Origin of the sequence: Klebsiella sp. MBT K-1, assembly GCF_002556465.1 — a bacterium.
GTDB lineage: Bacteria > Pseudomonadota > Gammaproteobacteria > Enterobacterales > Enterobacteriaceae > Klebsiella > Klebsiella grimontii.
The window spans coordinates 221,379-244,164 of record NZ_PDEL01000010.1; the positions used below are offsets into that span (position 1 = coordinate 221,379).

Genomic DNA, 22,786 nt, shown 5'->3' on the forward strand with positions numbered 1-22,786 from the left:
ACCCGGGGTGGCCAATAAGACTGACAATGTCGAGGGCGCCTGCGGGCGCCTTTTTTATTACTTTCCGGCGAGGGCACGCGGGAACAGCACGTTATTTTCGAGGCTGATGTGCTCCATCAGGTCATCAATCAGTTCGTTGATGCCGTTGTACATCGCTTTCCAGGTGGTGCAGGCTTCCGGCGGAGGCGTCACGTTCTGCGTGATGTGCTTAATCACCTCCAGCAGCTCGCCCGCTTCATCATGCTCGCTTTCCATGACGCTGATAGGACCGCCGGCCTGCGTTCCCATGCCCTGTTTGATCATCGGGAACAGAATCTGCTCCTCTTTCATCATATGGCTGGAAAGCTCCTGGTGCAGCATGGTCAGATACTTGGTCAGGCCCTTCGGAACGTTGGGCTTGTCGGCATGAACGCGCTCGACTTTGGTGGCCTGTAAAATTAGCTCCGGCAGCTGCTCACGATGCCTGTCGTGATAGCGAAAGATAATGTGATCGATGATGTCCGCGTAGGGCGCAGCCCGCCAGTCGCGCTCCACCGGCTCTTCCGCCAGTTTAGCCAGCTCGGCTTCAATCACCGCGACGTCCAGCTCTTTGCGCGACGCCGCGCGCTCCAGCGTCTGTTTGCCGCCGCAGCAGTAGTCCATATCATATTGACGGAACAGCGCGGAGGCGCGCGGAATTGTCAGCGCCAGCTCGCCTAAAGGTTGGTCACGGAAAGCCATAGCAGTTACCTCGTCATCAAGAATATAAGTTGTATTTTAAATGCATCTTATTCTCCTGGGAATACCCCTTTGGGATACCTGGCTATTTTTTCTCGCTGACCAGCTCCTGCAGCGCGGGCTTTTCCGGGCGGGCACGCACCGCAGACACCACGCCGAGCACCAGCAGCAGGATACCGCTGAAGGTCAGAAGCGGCGGCAGGCTCTGGCGCAAAATAAAGGTATACAGCAGTCCGGCAAGGGTTTCGAAGACAATCAGCGGCCCGAGGATCACCGTTGGCAGACGCTGGCTGGCGACGTTCCAGCACCACGCGCCGACCCATGAGCAGAAGATAGCGATCGCCAGCATCAGGGTGACAAATACCGCCGGACGCGGACCGAAAGGCAGCGGAAAGTCCGCGTGCTGGCCGTGCAGCCACCCGCAGGCGATGAGATACCCGGCCAGCGATACCGGCAGGGTGACCAGCGCCTGGGCGGTAGCCCACATCATCGGCGGTTTGTCCGGATTTTCCCGCAGCCAGCGGGCATTGCGCAGTGCGTACCAGGCCCAGCACACTACCGAGATTAGCGCCAGCGCGATACCGGAGCCGTAGCGCCAGGGGCTGAAATCGGGTAAACCCTGATGCAGTTCGGCAATATTGACGCACGCGAGGCCGAGGGCAATACAGACCAGCGCCGGAAACAGGCGTCGCCACGGCAGCTTGCCGTCGCGCTGGCTATAGAGCAGGTTAGCGAAAACCGGCAGCACAACCGGCAGGGTGCCGATAATCATCGTGGAGACCGGCGCGCCGGTACGCTGAATCGCGCTGGCCAGGCAGACGTAATAGATTAAGTTACCCATCATGGTCAGCCCCAGCGCCGTCCACCAATCTTTCCCGGTGAGCTGGCGCAGCCGCGCGCGGCCCAGCCAGGCCAGCGGCAGGGCGATCAGCCCCAGCGCCAGATAGCGTCCCATCGACTGTAAAACCGCCGGGTATTCCGGCACCAGTAAAGGACCCACGAATATCAATCCCCACATCAGCCCTGCCAGCAGGGCGTACAGCACACCACTAATCATCACGCCTTCCATTACTCTTTTCGTTGCCGACAGTGTAGGCGAGGCAAAAGCGGGAATATTGTATGAGGTTGCGCATTAGCGCGGGAGAACCTGCTTTTGATAACGCACCGGCGTAATGCCGTAGCGGCGGGTGAACGCGCGGGTCAGGTGCGACTGGTCGGTCAGTCCGGCGGCGAGGGCGACGTCGGCGGCGGGCATGCCGTGGGTGAGAAACGCTTTGGCGCGCCACAGGCGAATCGCCATCAGCATCTGGTGCGGCGTGACGTGAAAGTGCGCTTTGAACTGGCGTTGAAAATGGTATGGGCTGAGCGCTGCCACCTGCGCCAGCTCATCGAGGGTGACCGTACGCATATAGTTATCGTGCAGATAGTCGCGTACCCGCTCGAAGCGGTGACGGGCCTCGGGCAGCGCAGCGGCGTGATGGGCAAACGGACGGAAGGTATCGATTAGATCCAGCAGTAGGCCCTGCTGCGCCAGCGGATCGTCGGTATGCCACAGGCCATAGATAAGATTGCCGATTTGCCGGGAGCGCAGCGGATCCTGGCGAACCACCTCACTGAACCACCAGTGGCGTTCGCCGGTCACCTCTTCCAGCGTATCCGGGTCGAGATAAATCATCCGATAGCGCCAGCCGTCGGCGGTTTCCGCCTCGCCGGTGTGCAGCTCATCGGGGTTCATGGTGACGATAGAGTTGACCGAAGCCACGTGCTGGCTGCCCCGATAGCGAAAACGCTCGGCGCCGAGCTCGATCGCGCCGATACCAAAGGCTTCATGGGTGTGCGGTTCAAAGGCGTAGCGGGAGATATGGGCATGATATAGCTCAACGCCGGGCAGCTGCGCCAGATGGCGGAAGCGCGCGCTGTCTCTTTCATCATTAAACTGTTCCGGTACGCCTTGCATGCGATAACTCCCGACGGACATCCTTTTATTATTGAGGATGGCCCGCCGGGATGCTACAAAAATTAACCACTATGTAACAGTTACAGAATGCCTTTGACGCTCTCTGCCAGCGTCGTGGTTGGGCGACCGATGAGCTTACTCAGAGTGCGGCTGTCGTCGAACAGACCGCCTTTGGAAGCGCCGGTATCGGAATCCGCCAGCATATCCGCCAGACCGGCAGGCAGCCCGACGCCCTTCAGCGCGGCGGCGAAGTCGGCTTCGCTGAGGTTTTGATACACCACATTTTTACCGCTTTGTTTGCTCAGCTCTGCGGCGAGTTCGCTCAGCGTCCACGCCTCATCGCCCGCCAGCTCGTACACTTTTCCGGCGTGGCCCTCTTCGGCGATAACGCGAGCGGCGGCGGCGGCGTAGTCTGCGCGGGTCGCGGAGGCGATTTTGCCGTTACCGGCCGCGCCGATAAACACGCCGTGCTCAATCGACGGCGGCGCGCTGGCGAGATAGTTTTCGGTGTACCAGCCGTTACGCAGCAGGGCATATGCAATGCCGGAGTCGGCGAGCATTTTCTCGGTGGCGATATGCTCATCCGCCAGCCCCAGCGGAGAGGTATCGGCGTGCAGCAGGCTGGTGTAGGCGATAAATTTTACGCCGGCGGCTTTCGCGGCGTTAATCACGTTGCGGTGCTGGACGGCGCGCTGGCCGACTTCGCTGGACGAGATCAGCAGCAGTTTGTCTACGCCCTGCAGGGCGGCGGTCAGTGCGGCTTCGTCGCCGTAGTCGGCCTGACGAACCACTACGCCCTTTTGGCTCAGCGATTCGGCCTTCGCCGGGTTGCGCACGATAGCCACAACCTGGTCTGCGGGTACGGTAGTTAACAGATTTTCCAGGACGTGCTGGCCAAGCTGGCCGGTTGCGCCGGTAATTGCGATCATAGGTCTTCTCCTTCGTGTTCATTGGCAGTTGTGGTAAGCTAACACCTTAACTAACTTTTAGTAAGTACGTACAAAAAGGTAAGTGTGAATATGGCGAATCTGACGCTGAGCGAGCAGCTACGCAACGGCAACCTGTTTGCCGAACAGTGCCCCTCGCGGGAAGTGCTCAAGCATGTGACCAGCCGCTGGGGCGTGTTGATTTTGGTGTCTCTGCGCGATGGCACCCATCGGTTTAGCGATCTGCGGCGTAAGATCGGCGGCGTCAGCGAAAAGATGCTGGCCCAGTCGCTCCAGGCGCTGGAACAGGACGGCTTTCTTAATCGCGTATCCTATCCGGTGGTGCCCCCGCACGTTGAATATAGTCTGACTCCGCTCGGTGAGCAGGTAAGCGAGAAGGTGGCGGCGCTGGCGGACTGGATTGAACTGAACCTGCCCGTGGTTCTGGCGAACCACGGGCAGGTAGCCTGAGGGTGATGCCTGGGTAGCCCCGGTAAGCGTAGCGCAACCGGGGAAGGGGCAATTACTGACTCAAATCCAGCTGATAAATGGCAAAACCGATATCGTCGGTGGCGACCTGACGCATTGGGTATTGCGCTTTCTCTTTGATAAACGCCGCGGCCTTATCGCCCGGAGAGGTTTCAAAGCGAATATCCAGCGGTACGCTGCTGTGGATCGGCGCCAGGCGCCAGTTGTTATCCGCCGCAGGATGGATCTCGCCGTTTTTCTTCGACTCCGCGCCAATCCACGCCGCCAGCACCGAGCGGTTTTCATCCGGTGAGGCGAACGCGATATGATCTTCGCCGGTGCCCTGGAATTTACCGCCGTAGGCGCGGTAGTTGTTGGTCGCGACGAGGAAAGTGGCGTTCGCATCGATCGGCTTGCCGTTAAAGGTCAGATGCTTAATTCGCTCGGCCTGCGGATTGACGCTGTTGCATTCGCCGTCGTAGCGCGCCGGCTGGGTGATATCAATCTGGTAGTTCACGCCATCAATGACGTCGAAGTTGTAAGTGCGGAAGCCGTCCCAGTTAATCAGCGACTGCGGCTTGCTGCTGGCGGGGTCAATCTGATTGAACTGCCCGGCGGAGCACTCCAGCCACTCTTTCACCTCTTTACCGCTCACTTTCATCACCACCAGGGTGTTGGGATACAGGTAGAGATCGGCGGCATTGCGGAAGGTGAGCTGACCTTTTTCCACTTCCACAAAGCTGGCCGGATCGTTTTTCCGTCCGCCGACTTTAAACGGCGCGGCGGCGGAGAGTACCGGCAGCTTCGCCAGATCCGGGTCGCCCTGAATATAGTGCTCCACATAGGCTTTCTGGGCCATGTTGACTACCTGTACGGTCGGGTCGTCCTGCACCAGCGCCAGGTAGCTGTACATATTATCCGAGGATTTACCGATCGGTTTGCCGACAAACTCGCGGGTGGCGTCATGGTCGGCTTTTAATACCGCCACCATGTTGCTGTCTTCTGCCGCCAGCGATTTCTTCGCCGCCGGATCGTAGATCGGGCGCGCTTCGGCTTTCGCTGCGCTGACCTGCCATTTGCCGCTGTCGTTGTTCAGAACCAGATCGACCACCCCAAGATGATCGCCCCACATGCCCGGCATCACCGCCGGTACGCCGTTCAGCGTACCTTTAGCGATATCCGCGCCTTTAATACCGGCAAAATCTTTGCTCGGGAAGACGGCATGCGCGTGGCCGAACATAATGGCATCGACGCCGGGCACCTGGCTTAAATAGTAAACGGAGTTCTCCGCCATCGCCTGATACGGGTCGGCGGAGAGGCCGGAGTGGGCAATGACCACGACCACGTCCGCGCCTTTTTCACGCATTTCCGGGACAAATTTGCGCGCGGTTGCGGTAATGTCGTTGACGGTGACTTTGCCGCTGAGATTGGCTTTATCCCATGTCATAATCTGCGGTGGTACGAAGCCGATATAGCCAATACGCAGCGTCTGCGTTTTGCCGTCGCTATCCTGAACCTGGGTATCCTGAATCAGATAAGGCGTAAACATCGGTTTGCCGGTTTTGGCATCGATGATATTGGCGTTCACGTAGGGGAATTTCGCGCCGGCCAGCGCTTTGTGCAGGAAGTCGAGCCCGTAGTTAAACTCGTGGTTACCGAGGTTCCCCACCGCATAGTCCAGGGTATTCATCGCTTTATAGACCGGGTGAACATCGCCCTCTTTCAGCCCCTTCGCCGCCATATAGTCGCCCAGCGGGCTGCCCTGAATGACGTCGCCGTTATCGACCAGCACGCTGTTTTTGGCTTCCTGGCGTGCTTTTTCAATCAGGGTTGCGGTGCGCACCAGGCCAAATTTTTCCGTGGCGCTGTCTTTGTAATAGTCAAAGTCCATCATATTACTGTGCAGATCGGTGGTTTCCATGATCCGCAAATCGACCGTCGCCGCATTTACGCTGGCGGCGATCAGCGTGGCCAGCAGCGTTGCGCTAAACTTAATCATCAGTGGCGTCCTTTTTTATGAGCAATGGCACAGAAGAAAATGTATTTACATTCTGTTGCTTACAGAAATGTGAATCATGCCAGAAAAGCGATGAATGAAACCGCCATCGTTATCACAGATAGCGGAACTCACAATGATGCGATATAAATAAAACAACGAGTTAACGCCACTGTAACCAGACGAGGTGGAGAATGTTAGAACAAGTATGTCAGCTTGCACGGAACGCGGGCGATGCCATTATGGAAGTTTACGATGGAAAACAGCCGATGGACATCGCCAGCAAGAAGGACGATTCTCCGGTCACGGCCGCGGATATTGCGGCGCACAAGGTGATTATCAGCGGCCTGCTGGCGCTGACGCCCGATATTCCGGTTCTGTCGGAAGAGGACCCGCCGGCCTGGGAGGTGCGCCAGCACTGGCAGCGCTACTGGCTGGTGGACCCGCTGGACGGCACCAAAGAGTTTATCAAGCGCAACGGCGAGTTTACCGTCAATATCGCTTTGATTGAAAACGGGAAACCGATCCTTGGCGTGGTCTACGCGCCGGTGATGAAGGTGATGTACAGCGCGGAAAAGGGCAAAGCATGGAAAGAGGAGTGCGGCGTTCGCAAGCAGATTCAGGTCCGCGATGCGCGTCCGCCGCTGGTGGTAATTAGCCGCTCCCACGGTAATGACCCGGAGCTGCAGGAGTATCTGGAGCAGCTTGGCGAACACCAGACGACCTCAATCGGTTCGTCGCTGAAGTTTTGTCTGGTCGCCGAAGGGCAGGCCCAGCTTTATCCGCGCTTCGGGCCGACCTCCACCTGGGACACCGCGGCCGGTCATGCGGTCGCCAGCGCCGCCGGGGCGCACGTTCACGACTGGCAGGGGCGTACCCTGGATTACACGCCGCGTGAATCGTTCCTCAACCCCGGCTTCCGGGTCTCTATTTATTAAGCAGCTTGTGCAGCAGGGCCACTACCTGCTGCACTTCCTCCTGGCTGAGCGCGCCGTCTTTAGCCCACTGTACGCGGCCGTCTTTATCCAGCACCACGATGGCCGAACTCTCTTCATTGAGCTGCCATGCTTTGCGGACCACACCGTTGCTGTCGACGATAAACTGCGACCAGGGGTAGAGCTGCTTGTTGCTCTCAATACTGCTGCGGACAAACACGCCTGAACCCGGGATAGCGTCATCGGTATTAACGATGGTGGTGGTTTGATAGCGATCGTGCGGGAGCTTCGCGCTCTTAATGGCTTCAATCAGAGTGGCGTTTTTTTCTTTTGCCGACGAGCGCCCGGCAATATGCTGCACGACGCGCACTTTCCCCGCCAGCTGCGCGCTATTCCAGCTTTTATAGCTAAACTTATCGTTATTCAGCACCAGCTCCCCTCGATCCGCGACGCCGACCGGCGCAACGCGCTGACCGTCGACAAAGTTGTGCGCCGAGGCGATCAGCGGGAACAGGAGACATGAAACGGCCAGTAATCTACGTAGGGTCATGGTGTTTCCTTTTATTATCTTTGCAGGTGATCCGACCACTTGGTCTTCTTTAATCATAAGTGCGATTTATGCGCATTACCCGCAATGATGGTGCCAGTTTGCGTGTTAACGCACAAATTCGTCCAAAATCGGCGACTTATACTACCTTCATCGGATGCCTGAAACGAAAACTCTGAATTATTGTCATCATAAGGTAAATAAACTTATACATACTGGGTATCACTCAGATTCTGGACTATAGTTTCAGGGCACTAAAATTTGCGCTTCCGGTACGTGGGCTAACTGTGGCACCACAGGAGCGTAACCCTGGCAGGAGACAACAATGAAAATTTTCCAACGCTACAATCCGCTACAAGTAGCGAAGTACGTGAAGATCCTGTTCCGTGGACGTTTGTATATCAAGGACGTTGGCGCTTTTGAGTTTGATAAGGGCAAAATCCTTATCCCGAAGGTGAAGGACAAGCTGCATTTGTCGGTGATGTCCGAAGTCAATCGTCAGGTTATCCGTCTGCAGACAGAGATGGCATAATCTGAAAAGTGGTATGGCTACACGGTAAAAAGGCGGCTCCCAACGGGAGCCGTTGATGTTTCTGGACCTACCCCTTCATTTCCGCATAGCGTTTGCGGTACTCGCCCGGCGGAATGCCGTTATGCTTGCGGAAAATGCGCGTGAAATAGACCGGGTCTCCATAACCTACCGACAGGGCGATTTTGTTAAGCGGCAGCGACGTGGTTTGGATCAGCCACTTTGCGCGGTTAATGCGCTGCGCCTCGCGCCAGGCGTAAACCGTTTGCCCCAGTTCATTTTTGAACAGATGCGCCAGCCGGGAGGGGGAGATAAAAACCATCGCCGCCAGGTTCTCAATCTTAATCTCCTGGGCAATATGTTCGTTAAGATAGTCGCATACGGCGTTAATCCGCGGATCGTGGGCGTGGCGGTTGCTGATCGGCTGTCGCTGAAAGCAGCTCAGGATCAGGCGCTCCAGCGCGTTCATCGCCAGCGCCTCCGACAGCGGGGCGGAAGCGGAGTGATGGCGGATGACCTCATAGAACAGATCGCGCAGGCTTTGCAGCTGCTCAGGATCGTTGACCGTGGTTTTGCCGATACCGTGCGCTGTTTGATCCCACTTTAGCCAGTCTATCCAGTAGGGGCGAGGGATAAAGTAGATCCATAAGTGATCCCAGTAGTCGCTGTGTTCGTCCCGTCCATAATGGTGGGGAACGCCGGGGGGAAAGAGCAGCAGGTCGTTTTCACGAAACAGAAGAGAGCCGTCGCCCGCTTTCGCGCGCGCCTGGCCGCGCAGGGTCAGATTGATGATGTAACCTTTCATTCCCTGCGGGCGGTTAATGTAGTAGTCCAGCTTTGAGCCACGGGTGATGGGAGTAAAGCCGGCGACGACCCAGGCGTTGAAGGTAAAGGTCTTCATCAATGGCGAGAAGTTCAGTAGCTCATTGATATCCAGTTCCATCGTTTCCCCCGCCCGAGTGCCGCCGCTCGCTTAACTTTCGATGATACTAAATTCCCATGCCCTGAGACGCAACGGCTGGCCGCAGTGAACTTTTTCCCCGCTCAGCAGCGCGTTACCCGATGTCTCGCTGATAAACGCCAGCGGATCGCCGGAGTAGTTAAACAGGAAGTAGATGCTATTGCCGTCGCGGTTGCGCATCTTTTTGACCACCAGCGGATAGCGGTAGGCCGAGGTACGTGAACGCAGATCCAGACCCGCCGTCAGCCGGTCGAACAGCTGGCTAATCAGCGTTTTTTGCGGCAGGAAGCCAACGTAAATCGCCCGGCCCTGGCCGTAATCCGCCTCGGTGGCGGCGGCATAATCGCTCCATGCCGGATGCTGATAGCGCAGTAGCGTACGGGTACCGGCGTCCGGCGTCAGCAGCTCCATCCACAGCTCGGCCTGGTTATCTTTACTGCAATCAATGTCCGCGCTGCACGCGCTTACCGTCGTCTCTTCCGGCAGGGTGAACTGGCTGTAGCTCACGCCGCAGCTTTCGCGCAAAACTCCCGGCTGCGCGCCGCTGCGCACCTTCACGTTTTCATCGCTAAAGCCCGATTTAAAGCCGATCAGCGCTCTGCCGCCCTGTTCAATATAGCGGTTAATGCGCGTAAGCAGGCCATCATCCGCGGCGTAGAGTCCGGGTACGATCAGCACGCGATAGCGCGCGGTTTCCTCGTTAACGTCGTGGATAATATCGAGGCTGATATTGTGGTCGTACAGCGCATCGTGGAAGCGGCGGAAAATATCGTTATAAATATTGCCCTGCGCGTCGCCGGGGCGGAACTGGTTGAGGGCGTCCATCGCCTCATTGCTGATCAGCAGCGCGACGTCGTTTTCCGCCTTCAGCTCCGCCAGCTGCGGCGACAGGCGGGCGAAGTCAGCCCCGATAGTGGTGGCCTCCTGCCAGGTCGCGTTGCGCGAAAAGTCATGGCTTAACAGCCCTTTCCAGTAAGTTTCGAACGCATTATGAATCGAATGCCAGTGCCAGTAGGAGACCATCGCCGCTCCCGAGGCCACGTGGCTAAAGGCCTGCAGGCGCAGCTGGCCAGGATAAGGGGTCCACTGGGCAAAGCCTTGCGCCTGGGTTTCCAGCACGAAGTAGTTGTTGCCCTGCTTGAGCGAGCGCGTAATGGCGCCGCCAAACGCGATTTCCCGCCCGGTCAGGTGCTTCTGGCTCGGGTGATAGATATCGACACCGGCAATATCCAGCGCCTGCGCCGCCGCAAAATGGTCGACTCGCGGCTGCACGCCGTAGGAGTAGCCGCGCCATTCAAAATCGAAGTTGTGGGTGACGAACTGATGCGGCTGGGCATATTCGCGCACGATCTCCGCCTGCCAGGCGAGATACTCCGTCACCTGCTGGCGCTGGTAGCGAGAGAACGCGCAGGCGAGGCTGGCGTTAATGGTATTCTCGACCGGCGGAAAATCCTGCCAGCTATCAATACGGTTGCTCCAGTAGTCCAGACCAAAATCGTTATTCAACCGGTCGAGATCGGGGTATTTTTCTCGCAGGCTGCGCACAAACCCCTCCTGCATATAGCGGCCGATATTATCGTAATGCTTGGTTTCATTATCCAACTGCCAGCCAATAATTGCCGGATGTCGCTGCACGTGCGCCATTAGCGTACGAATAATCTTTTCGGCATAGCGGCGAAAGGTCGGGTTGACGATATCCATAATCTGGCGCGGGCCATATTTTTGCTGGCCATCGACGGTGGTGACCAGTATGTCCGGATGTTTAGCCGCCAGCCAGGTCGGGACGGCGTAGGTCGGCGTGCCGATAATCACCGCGATCCCCGCCTCATGCATGGCATCCAGCACCCGGTCGATATGATAGAAGTTATATTCGCCCTCCCGGGGCTCGAGCGTACTCCAGGTCGATTCGGCAATGCGCACCACGTTAATGCCCGTTTCCTGCATTAAGGCGATATCTTTCGCCAGCCGATCTTCCGGCATATATTCATCGTAATAGGCCACGCCATAAAATAAATCAGACATACAGGTTACCTCCTTAAATTAATGCGCGGGCGCCGGCTGCGGGGCAAAAGCGCGCGCTTTATCCAGCGTAATAAATGAAATCAGCGTAAAGCACAGGGCGATACCGCCGAGCACGATATAGCTGCTGGTAAAGCCCATGCTCTGGTACATATGACCGATGCCGGTAGAAAGGAAAATAGAGCTAAAGCTTTTCGAAAACTGGAAGCCGATTAAATAAACCGTGGCTGATAGCAGCGGGTTGAAGTTGGCGGTGATATATTTCAGCGCGGCGACGAGTAATACTGAACTTTCAAAACCGTGCAGCAGTTTAATCAGGCTAATGGACACAGGACCCATAGCCCAGGCCGAGCCGATAATGCGCAGACTCATAATCATTCCGCAGTACAGCAGCGCATTTTTCGGGCCGATTTTATTCACGAACCATGGGGCGAAGAACATCACCACCGCATCAAGGAAAATCTGACCGGTGGTTAAATAGCCGAACACTTCCGCGCCGCGCGCTTTGCTCTCAAAGAAGTGGCTGTAATAGATGGCGAACTGCTGGTCGTAGGTTTCATATACTGCGCCGACGCCAATCGTGTAGATCGCGAAGAACCAGAATTTCTTCATTTTCAGCAGCGAGGCGGCGTCGCTCAGGGTGACCGGAGAGGCTTTACGACTCTGCATCGCGCCTTGTTTATGCGCGCTGATCTGCATTTTCCAGACAATGACCAGCAGGCATACGCCGGCGCAGCTGGCCAGCCAGAAAATCATGTTCTGGTCGATGCCGTAGAGCTTGCCTGCCGCGAAGGTGCCAATAGCCGCGCCAATGCCGCCAAACATTCTGGCGCGACCAAACTCAAAGCCGGAAGCGCGGCTGACTTTATCAATGTAAGCTTCGCAAATACCGCAGCCTGCGCCGTAGGCCATGCCAATATAAATACCGCCGGCCAGCGCCCCGAGAAAAACGTTAACTTTTAATAATGGCGCAAAGACGTAGATCCAGTAAGGGGCGAAAAGGGTAATAATGATGGCCAGCATCCACATCAGGTTTTTACGATAGACGAGCCTGTCGGAGATGAACCCGAATAATGGTTGAACGCAAACGGCAATAACCGCAGTAAAGGAATAAACCAGACCGACATCAGTGTAATTAATACCGATGGTTTCCGTTAACCACAATGATAAATAAGGATAGCAGCATCCCCAGCCAATAAAGAAGAACAGGAAGAACAGACAGCTTATATAGTAGTTTTTATTTGATTCTATCATGGTAACCCTCGCTTCCTTTATTCAGGAATATGATCGTGTAGTCGCGAGCAAAGTTACCTTTTTGCGAAGCGGGGAGTCATGAACGTTTCGCTATGGAGCAGTAAAAATCTGCTATCGCCCGAGGGGCGTGAGCCGCCTCACATTCGGGCAATAAAAAAGGCGGATTTTCATCCGCCTTATCGGTTCGTCAAACGCGTTACGCCGACTCTTTATCACTATTTGCCGCGTCCGGTAGCTTGGGCACCAGCACCGTCGGCTTATTGTCGATACGGGTCACCAGCAGCTGATCGATGCGGTAGTTATCGATATCCACCACTTCGAACTTATAGCCGGAAAATTTCACCGCGTCGGTCCGCTTGGGAATTTTACGCAGCATAAACATCATAAAGCCGCCAATGGTCTCGTAATTGCCGGACTGCGGGAAATCATCGATATCCAGCACCCGCATCACGTCATCAATCGGCGTCCCGCCGTCGATGAGCCAGGAGTTTTCATCGCGCGCGACGATCTGCTCTTCCAGCCCCTGGCCGACGAGGTCGCCCATCAGGGTGGTCATCACGTCGTTCAGGGTGATAATCCCGACCACCAGCGCATACTCGTTCATGATCACGGCGAAGTCTTCACCGGCGGTTTTAAAGCTTTCCAGCGCTTCAGAGAGCGTCAGGGTATCCGGGACAATCAGCGTATTGCGAATCTGCACGCCGCCGGTCAGCACCAGGCTCTGGTTCGCCAGCACGCGGTTCAGCAGATCTTTAGAGTCAACGTAGCCGATGATGTGGTCGATATCTTCGTTACACACCAGGAATTTGGAGTGCGGATGCTCCGCGACCTTATTTTTCAGGCTCTGCTCATCCTCATGAAGATCGAACCAGATGACGTTTTCACGCGAGGTCATGGATGAAGGTACGGTGCGCGATTCTAGCTCGAACACGTTTTCAATCAGCTCATGCTCCTGCTTACGCAGCACCCCGGCCAGCGCGCCGGCTTCCACGACGGCGTAAATATCATCGGAGGTAATGTCGTCTTTACGCACCATCGGAATTTTGAACAGGCGGAAGATGTTGTTGGCCATGCCGTTAAACAACCACACCAGCGGGCGGAAGATAAACAAGCAGAAGCGCATCGGGTTGATGATGCGTAAAGCGACGGCTTCAGGCGCAATCATACCGATGCGTTTCGGAGTCAGGTCAGCAAACAGAATGAACAGGCTGGTGACCAGGGTAAAAGAAATAATAAAGCTCAGCTGCTCGGAGAGCTCCGGCGACAGATAGCGGCTCAGCAGGCCGTAGAAAGCCGGTGAAAACGCAGCATCGCCGACGATACCGCCGAGAATCGCCACCGCGTTGAGACCGATTTGCACCACGGTAAAGAACATACCGGGGTTTTCCTGCATCTTCAGCACGCGTTGAGCGTTGATGTTGCCATCATCGGCCAGCAGCTTGAGTTTGATTTTACGTGATGCGGCCAGCGAGATTTCCGATATCGAAAAGAACGCACTGACGGCTATCAGACAGAGTATGACTAAAATACTGTTTAACATATCTTATCTGACCGTTGAGATCAGATCCTCGGAAGGGAAGTGGATAACGCTAAGTGGAATTCACAAAAAGCCGGTCCGAAGGCTCTGGACCGGCGATAGCACGGCGTAGTATAGCGTAAGGTACTGTAAAGCCGCCAGAGCGTAAATTATTCAATCCGGCGGCCTGCGGGAACCACGCGGCGGCATCAGGCCTGCGGCGGCAAACAAACGCCGATTCCGCCGATACCGCAGTATCCGTACGGGTTTTTATGCAGATACTGCTGGTGATCGTCTTCGGCATAATAGAACGGCTTCGCCGTCGCTATCTCGGTGGTGATCGTCCGGGTGTCGTTCGCTTCATTCATTGCCGCCTGGAAACGCGCCAGGCTGGCCTGTGCCGCCTCGCTCTGCTCCGGCGTCAGCGGATAAATCGCGGAACGATACTGGGTACCGCGATCGTTACCCTGCTGCATACCCTGCGCCGGGTCGTGGTTTTCCCAGAAGACCTGGAGCAGCTGCTCATAGCTGATAACCTGCGGATCGTAGACCACGCGCACCGCTTCGGCGTGGCCGGTCTCGCCGCTGCACACTTCGCGGTAGGTCGGGTTTGGCGTATAGCCGCCGGTGTAGCCGGCGGCGGTACTGTAGACGCCGGGCAGCTGCCAGAACAGGCGTTCAACGCCCCAGAAGCAGCCCATGGCGAACAGAGCGATTTCCATTCCTGCGGGAACGTTGGTCATCGAGTGACCATTGACGGCGTGGAGCGTAGCCACCGGCATCGGCGTGTTGCGTCCCGGCAGCGCGTCCGCTTGGGCGACAAGATGCGTTTTATCAAATAGACTCACGGTGGGCCTCTCAAAACAGAAAATGTGGTTAAGGTTGTAACCAAGCGCGTCTTTTAACACAATAAACGCGCTTAATACGTCTAGATTTAAACATAAGAATTATTTGGGATAACGTCTATTTTTCAACCCTTGATTGTTAGGGTTTTGTTAAGCCGTGGAGCGGCGCTTTCGTTTCCTTCGGGGGGAAACAAGGATATTCAGGAGAAAACGTGCTACAAATCCGCCAGTTATGTATCACCAGCCTTTTGCTGGTCAGCGGGGTCGCCAGCGCAGCGAGCGTGCGTTTGCAGGTTGAGGGGTTATCCGGGGAACTGGAAAAAAACGTCCGCGCCCAACTATCTACGATCCAGAGCGATGAAGTCACGCCGGACCGGCGCTTTCGCGCGCGCGTTGATGATGCTATCCGCGAAGGCCTGAAAGCGCTCGGCTACTACGAACCGACGATCGATTTTGATTTACGTCCGCCGCCGGCGAGGGGCCGCCAGGTCCTGATCGCCAAAGTCACGCCCGGCGAGCCGGTGCGTATTGGCGGCACCGAAGTGATTTTACGCGGCGGCGCCCGAACCGATCGCGACTATCTGGATTTGTTAAAAACGCGCCCGGCGATCGGCACCGTGCTGAACCACAGCGACTATGATGGCTTCAAAAGCTCCCTGACCCGCGTTGCGCTACGTAAAGGCTATTTTGATAGCGAATTTAATAAAAGCCAGCTCGGCGTCTCTCTCGACCGGCATCAGGCCTTCTGGGATATCGACTACAACAGCGGCGAGCGCTACCGCTTTGGCCCGGTCACTTTTGAAGGCTCGCAAATTCGCGACGAATATCTGCAAAACCTGGTGCCGTTTAAGCAGGGCGACTACTACACCTCCCAGGATCTCGCCGAACTGAACCGCCGCCTGGCGGCAACCGGCTGGTTTAGCTCCGTCGTGGTGGCGCCGCAGTTTGAAAAATCCCGCCAGACCAAAATTCTGCCTTTGCAGGGTGTGGTCTCTCCGCGTAAAGAGAATACCGTTGAAACCGGGGTCGGCTACTCAACCGACGTCGGGCCGCGCGTCAAAGGCACCTGGAGAAAGCCGTGGATGAACTCCTACGGCCACAGCCTGACCTCCAGCCTCAGCCTTTCCGCCCCGGAACAGCAGCTTGATTTCAGCTATAAGGTGCCGTTGTTAAAAAGCCCGCTGGAGCAGTACTACCTGATGCAGGGCGGCTTTAAGCGTACCGATCTTAACGATACCAAAGCCGACTCTACGACCCTCGGGGTATCACGTTTTTGGGAGATGTCGAGCGGCTGGCAGCGCGCGCTGAACCTGCGCTGGAGCCTCGACCACTTTACCCAGGCCAACGTCACTAACACCACCATGCTGATCTACCCCGGCGTGTCGGTGAACCGTACCCGCTCGCGCGGCGGCCTGATGCCGACCTGGGGCGATTCGCAGCGCTATTCGGTGGACTACTCCAACACCATGTGGGGCTCGGACATCAACTTTATCGTGATGCAGGCGCAGGACGTCTGGATCCGCACCCTGTATGACCGCCACCGCTTCGTGGTGCGCGGCAATCTTGGCTGGATTGAGGCCGATAACTTCAGCAAGGTCCCGCCGGATCTGCGTTTCTTCGCCGGTGGCGACCGTAGCATTCGCGGGTATAAATACAAATCTATCTCGCCAAAAGATGATGACGGCAAGCTGATGGGGGCCTCGAAACTGGCCACCGGCTCGCTGGAGTATCAGTACAACGTGAGCGGCAAATGGTGGGGCGCGGTGTTTGTCGATAGCGGCGAAGCGGTGAGCGATATCCGCGAGAGCAACTTTAAAACCGGCGCCGGCCTCGGCGTGCGCTGGCAGTCTCCGGTCGGACCAATCAAGCTGGATATCGCCAGACCGATCGGCGACAAAGAAGAGCACGGTTTACAGTTTTATATCGGTCTGGGGCCTGAATTATGAGTTTATGGAAGAAGATAAGCCTCGGCGTACTGATTTTTCTTGTGCTGCTGCTGGGGACGGTAGGATTCCTGGTGGGGACCACCACCGGCCTGCATCTGGTGATCAAAGCCGCCGACCGCTGGGTTCCGGGGCTGGAGATCGGCAAAGCGACCGGCGGCTGGCGCGATTTGACGCTGGAGAACGTGCGCTTTGAGCAGCCGGGCGTGGCGGTCACCGCTGGCCAGTTCCACCTCGGCCTCAAGCTGCGCTGCCTGTGGGACAGCAGCCTGTGCGTCAACGATCTTTCTCTGCGCGATATCTATGTGGCGATCGATACCAGCAAGATGCCGCCGGCGGCGCCGGTTGAAGAAGAAGATAGCGGCCCGCTGAATCTCTCCACGCCTTATCCCATCACCCTGAGCCGGGTGGCGCTGCATAACGTCAACGTAAAAATTGACGATACCGCCGTCTCGCTGCGCGACTTTACCAGCGGTCTGAACTGGCAGGAGAAAAACCTGACCCTGACGCCGACCTCCCTGCAGGGGTTGCTCATCGCGCTGCCGAAGGTGGCGAAGGTGGCCCAGGAGCAGGTGGTCGAGCCGAAAATTGACAATCCGCAGCCGGAAGAAAAGCCGCTCGGCGAGACGATGAAAGATCTGTTCTCGACGCCGGTGCTGCCGGAAATGACCGACGTCCATCTGCCGTTGAATCTCAATATTCAGGCCTTCCGCGGCGAGCAGCTGCGTCTCACCGGCGATACCGATATCACCATCTATAATCTGCTGCTCAAAGTCAGCAGCATTGATGGGCAGATGAAGCTGGACGCACTGGACGTGGACTCCGACCAGGGCAAAGTCACGGCTTCCGGCAACGCCCAGCTGCAGGATAACTGGCCGGTCGATATTACCCTCAACAGTACGCTGAATATTGATCCCCTGAAGGGCGAGAAAGTGCAGCTGAAAGTGGGCGGTGAAGTCCGTAAGAAGCTTACGCTCGGCGTGGATTTAAACGGTCCCGTGGCGATGACCCTACGCGCCGAAACGCAGCTGGCGGAGGCGGGGCTGCCGCTGGATATGGAGATTAAAAGCAAGCAGCTTTACTGGCCGTTCACCGGCGAGAAAGCGTATCAGGCTGACGATCTCCTGCTGAAATTTAACGGCAAGATGACCGACTACACCCTGACTTTCAGCACCGCGGTCAAAGGGCAGTCGCTGCCGCCGGCGAAGATTAACCTCGACGCCAAGGGCAACGAGCAGCAGGTCAATCTTGATAAGCTGACCGTCGCCGCTCTCGAAGGGAAAACCGAACTGAAGGCGCTGCTCGACTGGCAGCAGGCGATCAGCTGGCGCGGCGAACTGACGCTTAACGGTATCAACACCGCTAAAGAGGTGCCGGACTGGCCGTCGAAGCTCAACGGCCTGATTAAGACCCAGGGCAGCCTGTACGGCGGCAGCTGGCAGATGTCGGTACCGGAGCTGAAAATCACCGGTAACGTGAAGCAAAATAAAGTCGATGTGAGCGGGTCGCTGCAGGGCAACAGCTATATGCAGTGGAAAATCCCCGGTCTGCATCTGGCGTTAGGCCCCAACAGCGCTGACGTGAAAGGCGAGCTGGGGGTCAAAGATCTTAACCTTGACGCCACCATTGACGCGCCGCATCTCGACAACGCCCTGCCGGGGCTGGGCGGGACGGCGAAGGGGCTGGTGAAAGTTCGCGGCACCGTCGACGCGCCGCAGCTGCTGGCGGACATCACCGCCCGGGCGCTGCGCTGGCAGGAGCTGTCGGTGGCCCAGGTGAACGTGAAGGGCGATGTGAAGTCAACCGACCAGATTGGCGGTAGCCTCGACGTGCGCGTGGACCGTATCAGCCAGCCGGGCGTTAATATCAGCCTGGTGCAGCTCAATGCGAAGGGCAACGAGAAGCAGCACGACCTGCAGCTGCGGGTGCAGGGCGATCCGGTCTCCGGGCAGCTGTCGCTGGCGGGGAGCTTTGACCGCAAAGCGGAGCGCTGGAGAGGCACGCTGAGCAATACCCGTTTCCAGACCCCGGTGGGGCCGGTGGCGCTGACGCGCAATATCGCGCTGGATTACCGTAACCTCGAACAGAAAATCAGCATCGGGCCGCACTGCTGGACTAACCCGAACGCCGAGCTGTGCGTACCGCAGACCATCGACGCCGGGGCAAGCGGGCGCGCGGTGGTGAACCTCAACCGTTTCGACCTCGCGATGCTGAAGCCGTTTATGCCGGAAGCGACCCAGGCCAGCGGCGTGTTTAGCGGCAATGCCGATGTGAGTTGGGACACCACCAAAGAGGGGCTGCCGCAGGGCAAAGTGACGCTGAACGGGCGTAACGTGAAGGTCACTCAGACGGTCAACGACGCGCCGCTGCCGGTGGCTTTCGATACTCTCAACCTCACCGCCGATCTGCATAATAATCGCGCCCAACTGGGCTGGCTGATTCGCCTGACCAACAATGGTCAGCTGGACGGGCAGGTGCAGGTCACCGATCCGCAGGGCCGACGCAATCTGGGCGGCAACGTCAATATCAACAACTTCTCGCTGGCGATGATTAACCCTATCTTCTCGCGCGGCGAAAAGGCGGAAGGGAGACTGAATGCGCGCCTGACGCTTGGCGGCAACCTTCAGAGTCCGCAGCTGTTCGGTCAGATGCAGCTGAATGGCGTTGATATTGACGGTAACTTTATGCCGTTCGATATGCAGCCGAGCCAGCTGGCGATGAATTTCACCGGTACCCGCTCGACCCTACAGGGAACGGTGAATACCAGCCAGGGCCACATCGCGCTTAGCGGCAACGCCGACTGGACGCAGATTGACAACTGGCGCGCGCAGATTGCGGCGAAGGGCAGCCGGGTACGGATAACCGTGCCGCCGATGGTGCGCCTGGATGTCTCGCCGGACGTGGTGTTTACCGCCACGCCAAGCCTGTTTAACCTGGATGGCAGCGTTGATGTGCCCTGGGCGCGTATCGTGGTCAACGAAGTGCCGGAAAGCGCCGTTGGGGTCTCATCTGACGAAGTGATGCTGGATAAAAATCTGCAGCCGATTAAGCAGCAGAGCGCCGGTATCCCTATCAACAGCAACCTGACGATTCACGTAGGCAACAACGTTCGTCTCGATGCCTTCGGTCTGAAAGCGCGTCTGACCGGCGATTTGAAAGTGGCGCAGGATAAACAGGGGCTGGGACTGAACGGGCAGATCAACATCCCGGAAGGCCGCTTCCATGCCTACGGCCAGGATCTGATCGTGCGTAAAGGCGAGCTGCTGTTCTCCGGTCCGCCGGATCAGCCGCTGCTGAATATCGAAGCCATTCGTAACCCGGACGCCACCGAGGACGACGTTATCGCCGGCGTTCGCGTGACCGGCTCGGCCGATCAGCCGAAAGCGGAGATTTTCTCCGATCCGGCGATGTCGCAGCAGGAAGCGCTCTCTTACCTGCTCCGCGGGCAGGGTTTAGGCAGCGGACAGAGCGATAGTGCGGCAATGACCTCCATGCTTATTGGTATGGGGGTTGCACAAAGTGGTCAGGTTGTGGGTAAAATCGGCGAGACGTTTGGCGTAAGCAATCTGGCGCTGGATACCGAGGGAGTGGGCGACTCCTCCCAGGTGGTGGTCAGCGGCTATGTGCTGCCCGGTCTGCAGGTAAAATATGGGGTAGGGATCTTTGATTCCCTGGCGACGTTGACGTTACGTTATCGCCTGATGCCTAAGCTATATATGGAAGCCGTGTCTGGTGTAGACCAGGCTCTCGATTTGCTCTATCAGTTTGAGTTTTAGCAATGCGAATATTTGTTTACGGCAGTTTACGACGCAAACAAGGCAACAGCCACTGGATGACCAACGCTCAGTGGCTGGGCGATCATAGTGTCAATGATTATCAACTGTACAGCCTGGGCCACTATCCAGGCGCGGTGCCCGGCGATGGCACGGTACATGGTGAAGTCTATCGTATTGACGCATCGACGCTGGCTGAATTGGATGCGCTGCGTACCAAAGGCGGCGAGTATGCTCGTCACCTGATCCAGACGCCCTACGGTAGCGCCTGGATGTATGTCTATCAGCGCCCCGTTGAGGGCTTCACGCGGATAGAAAGCGGCAACTGGTTGGACAAAGACCAGTATTAATAACGATAACGCCACCTTCGGGTGGCGTTGTTTTTTGCGGGGGTAACTTTTGTCGCCCCGCCAAGGCGCGTTAGTCGCTAACCGGGAAATGGCTCAATATCCCAAATAAAAACACCGCCCGGAGGCGGTGTTTTCGCTAACCTGAGTGCGGCAGAATTACTTCTTAGCGCGCTCGAAGGAAGCCACGATTTCAGCTTTCGCCGCTTCGGCGTTGTCCCAGCCGTCAACCTTAACCCATTTGCCCGCTTCGAGGTCTTTATAATGCTCGAAGAAGTGGGTGATCTGCGCTTTCAGCAGTTCCGGCAGGTCGTTCACATCTTTGATGTGATCGTACTCTTTGCTCAGCTTGGTGTGCGGTACCGCAACCAGCTTCGCATCTTCACCGGATTCGTCGGTCATTTTCAGTACGCCGACCGGACGGCAGCGGATGACTGAACCTGGCTCCAGCGGGTACGGCGTCGGGACCAGAACGTCAACCGGGTCGCCGTCCAGGGAGAGAGTGTGGTTGATGTAGCCGTAGTTGCACGGATAGAACATCGCCGTGGACATGAAACGGTCAACGAACAGTGCACCGCTCTCTTTGTCGACTTCGTATTTAATAGGATCTGCGTTCGCCGGGATCTCGATCACGACGTAGATGTCTTCCGGCAGATCTTTGCCCGCAGGTACGTTGAGTAAGCTCATGTCTGTTTCCTTTAAAATGTATGGCAAACAAGTGCCCGGTATTATAGCCAACTCGCATCGAATGTCTTCGCTTCTTTTTCTCCAGAACGGGTGGGGGGAGTCTGAATTTTTCCCCGCTATACAGCCTGAAAATCCATAAACATAGCCGCATACTGAATAAATTTATGTAACCGTTTTCATTGCATATGCTTGATATCTCAAAGCGTGAAAAATTTCGTCATAAACGGCGAAGCTCGCGCGGGTCGCGAAGCCTCACCGGCTCTCCGCTGCTGAAAAGCGTATCGATTAACATCTAATTAACTTTTTTGAAGTGTGATGTAACGCATTCAGTTACATCTCCGATTGTCTATAGTTTGTTCGCAGGTGAGGCTTTAACCAACAATAACCCTACGAGGATCCTCTTATGTGGAAGCGCTTACTTCTTGTCACAGCAGTTTCCGCAGCTATGTCGTCTATGGTCATGGCTGCCCCTCTTACCGTAGGTTTTTCGCAGGTCGGTTCTGAATCCGGCTGGCGTGCGGCCGAAACCAACGTCGCGAAGGAAGAGGCCGCGAAGCGCGGCATCACTCTGAAGATTGCCGACGCCCAACAAAAACAGGAAAACCAGATTAAAGCCGTACGCTCCTTCATCGCTCAGGGCGTCGATGCCATCTTCATCGCTCCGGTAGTGGCGACCGGCTGGGAGCCGGTACTGAAGGAAGCGAAAGAAGCCAAAATCCCGGTATTCCTGCTCGACCGCTCAATTGATGTCAAAGACAAAGATCTCTATATGACCACCGTTACCGCGAACAACGTGCTGGAAGGCCAACTGATCGGTGAGTGGCTGGTGAAAACCGTCGACGGCAAGCCGTGTAACGTTGTTGAACTGCAGGGCACCGTGGGGGCCAGCGTGGCGATTGACCGCAAGAAAGGCTTCGCTGAAGCCATTTCTAAAGCCTCCAATATCAAGATTATCCGCTCCCAGTCCGGCGACTTTACCCGCAGTAAGGGTAAAGAAGTGATGGAGAGCTTTATCAAAGCGGAGAACAACGGCAAGAACATCTGCATGGTTTACGCCCATAACGACGACATGGTGATTGGCGCCATTCAGGCGATTAAAGAGGCCGGGCTGAAGCCGGGCAAAGATATCCTCACCGGCTCTATCGACGGGGTGCCGGATATCTATAAAGCGATGATGGCCGGCGAGGCTAACGCCAGCGTTGAGCTGACGCCGAATATGGCCGGCCCGGCGTTCGATGCGCTGGAGAAATACAAAAAAGACGGCACCCTGCCTGAAAAAGTCACCATCACCAAATCGACCCTTTATCTGCCGGATACGGCGAAAGAAGAGTTAGAGAAGAAGAAAAATATGGGCTACTAAGTAGCG

General features: G+C 56.6%; 19 protein-coding genes. 7 read left to right on the forward strand and 12 right to left on the reverse strand.

Going from position 1 to position 22,786, the window contains the following annotated elements:
- Positions 1 to 57 precede the first annotated feature (57 nt).
- The 4 genes from ytfE to CMQ96_RS16980 form a co-directional block, all read right to left on the reverse strand.
- Entirely contained in the window at positions 58 to 720 is a 663-nt protein-coding gene (gene ytfE, locus CMQ96_RS16965; RefSeq protein WP_024360267.1) for an iron-sulfur cluster repair protein YtfE, read from the reverse strand.
- A gap of 82 nt (positions 721 to 802) precedes the next feature.
- Positions 803 to 1,774 (reverse strand): DMT family transporter, encoded by a 972-nt coding sequence (locus tag CMQ96_RS16970; protein ID WP_004098010.1) that lies wholly within the window; start codon positions 1,772 to 1,774, stop codon positions 803 to 805.
- Between the two features lie 75 nt (positions 1,775 to 1,849).
- Positions 1,850 to 2,674 carry an AraC family transcriptional regulator gene (locus CMQ96_RS16975; protein ID WP_024360268.1) on the reverse strand — a complete coding sequence of 275 codons (825 nt, stop codon included), beginning with the start codon at positions 2,672 to 2,674 and terminating at the stop codon, positions 1,850 to 1,852.
- An 80-nt stretch (positions 2,675 to 2,754) separates the two neighbouring features.
- The gene (locus tag CMQ96_RS16980) at positions 2,755 to 3,603 is read right to left on the reverse strand and encodes an SDR family oxidoreductase (RefSeq protein WP_024360269.1); all 849 of its coding nucleotides are present in this window, start codon (positions 3,601 to 3,603) and stop codon (positions 2,755 to 2,757) included.
- A 90-nt stretch (positions 3,604 to 3,693) separates the two neighbouring features.
- Here CMQ96_RS16980 and CMQ96_RS16985 point away from each other — a divergent pair, with 90 nt between their 5' ends.
- Positions 3,694 to 4,071, forward strand: a complete 378-nt coding sequence (locus CMQ96_RS16985) for a helix-turn-helix domain-containing protein (protein WP_004871067.1) — start codon at positions 3,694 to 3,696, stop codon at positions 4,069 to 4,071.
- A 52-nt stretch (positions 4,072 to 4,123) separates the two neighbouring features.
- On the opposite strand, the gene CMQ96_RS16990 is transcribed toward CMQ96_RS16985, so the two are convergent.
- Positions 4,124 to 6,067 carry a bifunctional 2',3'-cyclic-nucleotide 2'-phosphodiesterase/3'-nucleotidase gene (locus CMQ96_RS16990; RefSeq protein WP_098067044.1) on the reverse strand — a complete coding sequence of 648 codons (1,944 nt, stop codon included), beginning with the start codon at positions 6,065 to 6,067 and terminating at the stop codon, positions 4,124 to 4,126.
- Between the two features lie 191 nt (positions 6,068 to 6,258).
- Between CMQ96_RS16990 and cysQ the strand changes: the two genes are divergently transcribed.
- Positions 6,259 to 7,002, forward strand: coding sequence for a 3'(2'),5'-bisphosphate nucleotidase CysQ (gene cysQ / locus CMQ96_RS16995; protein ID WP_004871063.1), 744 nt, complete (start codon positions 6,259 to 6,261; stop codon positions 7,000 to 7,002).
- On the opposite strand, the gene CMQ96_RS17000 is transcribed toward cysQ, so the two are convergent.
- Entirely contained in the window at positions 6,992 to 7,549 is a 558-nt protein-coding gene (locus CMQ96_RS17000; RefSeq protein ID WP_004871061.1) for a YtfJ family protein, read from the reverse strand. The genes cysQ and CMQ96_RS17000 overlap by 11 nt on opposite strands.
- A 322-nt stretch (positions 7,550 to 7,871) precedes the next feature.
- Here CMQ96_RS17000 and CMQ96_RS17005 point away from each other — a divergent pair, with 322 nt between their 5' ends.
- Positions 7,872 to 8,078, forward strand: coding sequence for a DUF1107 domain-containing protein (locus CMQ96_RS17005; RefSeq protein WP_004128166.1), 207 nt, complete (start codon positions 7,872 to 7,874; stop codon positions 8,076 to 8,078).
- A 67-nt stretch (positions 8,079 to 8,145) separates the two neighbouring features.
- Here CMQ96_RS17005 and araC read toward each other — a convergent pair whose 3' ends face one another.
- The 5 genes from araC to msrA form a co-directional block, all read right to left on the reverse strand.
- Entirely contained in the window at positions 8,146 to 9,018 is an 873-nt protein-coding gene (gene araC, locus CMQ96_RS17010; RefSeq protein WP_024360272.1) for an arabinose operon transcriptional regulator AraC, read from the reverse strand.
- A gap of 30 nt (positions 9,019 to 9,048) precedes the next feature.
- Positions 9,049 to 11,058: a beta-galactosidase gene (locus tag CMQ96_RS17015; RefSeq protein WP_024360273.1), complete on the reverse strand. Its 2,010-nt coding sequence runs from the start codon at positions 11,056 to 11,058 to the stop codon at positions 9,049 to 9,051.
- Between the two features lie 18 nt (positions 11,059 to 11,076).
- Positions 11,077 to 12,309, reverse strand: a complete 1,233-nt coding sequence (locus CMQ96_RS17020; protein ID WP_024360274.1) for an oligosaccharide MFS transporter — start codon at positions 12,307 to 12,309, stop codon at positions 11,077 to 11,079.
- A 196-nt stretch (positions 12,310 to 12,505) separates the two neighbouring features.
- Positions 12,506 to 13,849 carry a hemolysin family protein gene (locus tag CMQ96_RS17025; protein ID WP_004098030.1) on the reverse strand — a complete coding sequence of 448 codons (1,344 nt, stop codon included), beginning with the start codon at positions 13,847 to 13,849 and terminating at the stop codon, positions 12,506 to 12,508.
- A 185-nt stretch (positions 13,850 to 14,034) separates the two neighbouring features.
- Positions 14,035 to 14,673, reverse strand: coding sequence for a peptide-methionine (S)-S-oxide reductase MsrA (gene msrA, locus CMQ96_RS17030; protein WP_004871050.1), 639 nt, complete (start codon positions 14,671 to 14,673; stop codon positions 14,035 to 14,037).
- A 209-nt stretch (positions 14,674 to 14,882) separates the two neighbouring features.
- Here msrA and tamA point away from each other — a divergent pair, with 209 nt between their 5' ends.
- From tamA to CMQ96_RS17045, 3 genes are read left to right on the forward strand one after another with little or no spacing between them, the layout of a single operon-like run.
- Positions 14,883 to 16,616: an autotransporter assembly complex protein TamA gene (gene tamA / locus CMQ96_RS17035; RefSeq protein ID WP_024360275.1), complete on the forward strand. Its 1,734-nt coding sequence runs from the start codon at positions 14,883 to 14,885 to the stop codon at positions 16,614 to 16,616.
- The gene (tamB, locus tag CMQ96_RS17040) at positions 16,613 to 20,389 is read left to right on the forward strand and encodes an autotransporter assembly complex protein TamB (RefSeq protein ID WP_049089952.1); all 3,777 of its coding nucleotides are present in this window, start codon (positions 16,613 to 16,615) and stop codon (positions 20,387 to 20,389) included. Before tamA ends, tamB begins: the two co-directional genes overlap by 4 nt.
- Positions 20,390 to 20,391: 2 nt before the next feature.
- Entirely contained in the window at positions 20,392 to 20,736 is a 345-nt protein-coding gene (locus CMQ96_RS17045; protein WP_004871046.1) for a gamma-glutamylcyclotransferase, read from the forward strand.
- 156 nt (positions 20,737 to 20,892) lie between these two features.
- Here CMQ96_RS17045 and ppa read toward each other — a convergent pair whose 3' ends face one another.
- The gene (gene ppa / locus CMQ96_RS17050) at positions 20,893 to 21,420 is read right to left on the reverse strand and encodes an inorganic diphosphatase (protein WP_004098041.1); all 528 of its coding nucleotides are present in this window, start codon (positions 21,418 to 21,420) and stop codon (positions 20,893 to 20,895) included.
- Positions 21,421 to 21,823: 403 nt separating this feature from the next.
- Between ppa and ytfQ the strand changes: the two genes are divergently transcribed.
- On the forward strand, positions 21,824 to 22,780 hold the full coding sequence (gene ytfQ, locus CMQ96_RS17055; protein ID WP_004098043.1) for a galactofuranose ABC transporter, galactofuranose-binding protein YtfQ: 957 nt from the start codon (positions 21,824 to 21,826) through the stop codon (positions 22,778 to 22,780).
- Positions 22,781 to 22,786: the final 6 nt, after the last annotated feature.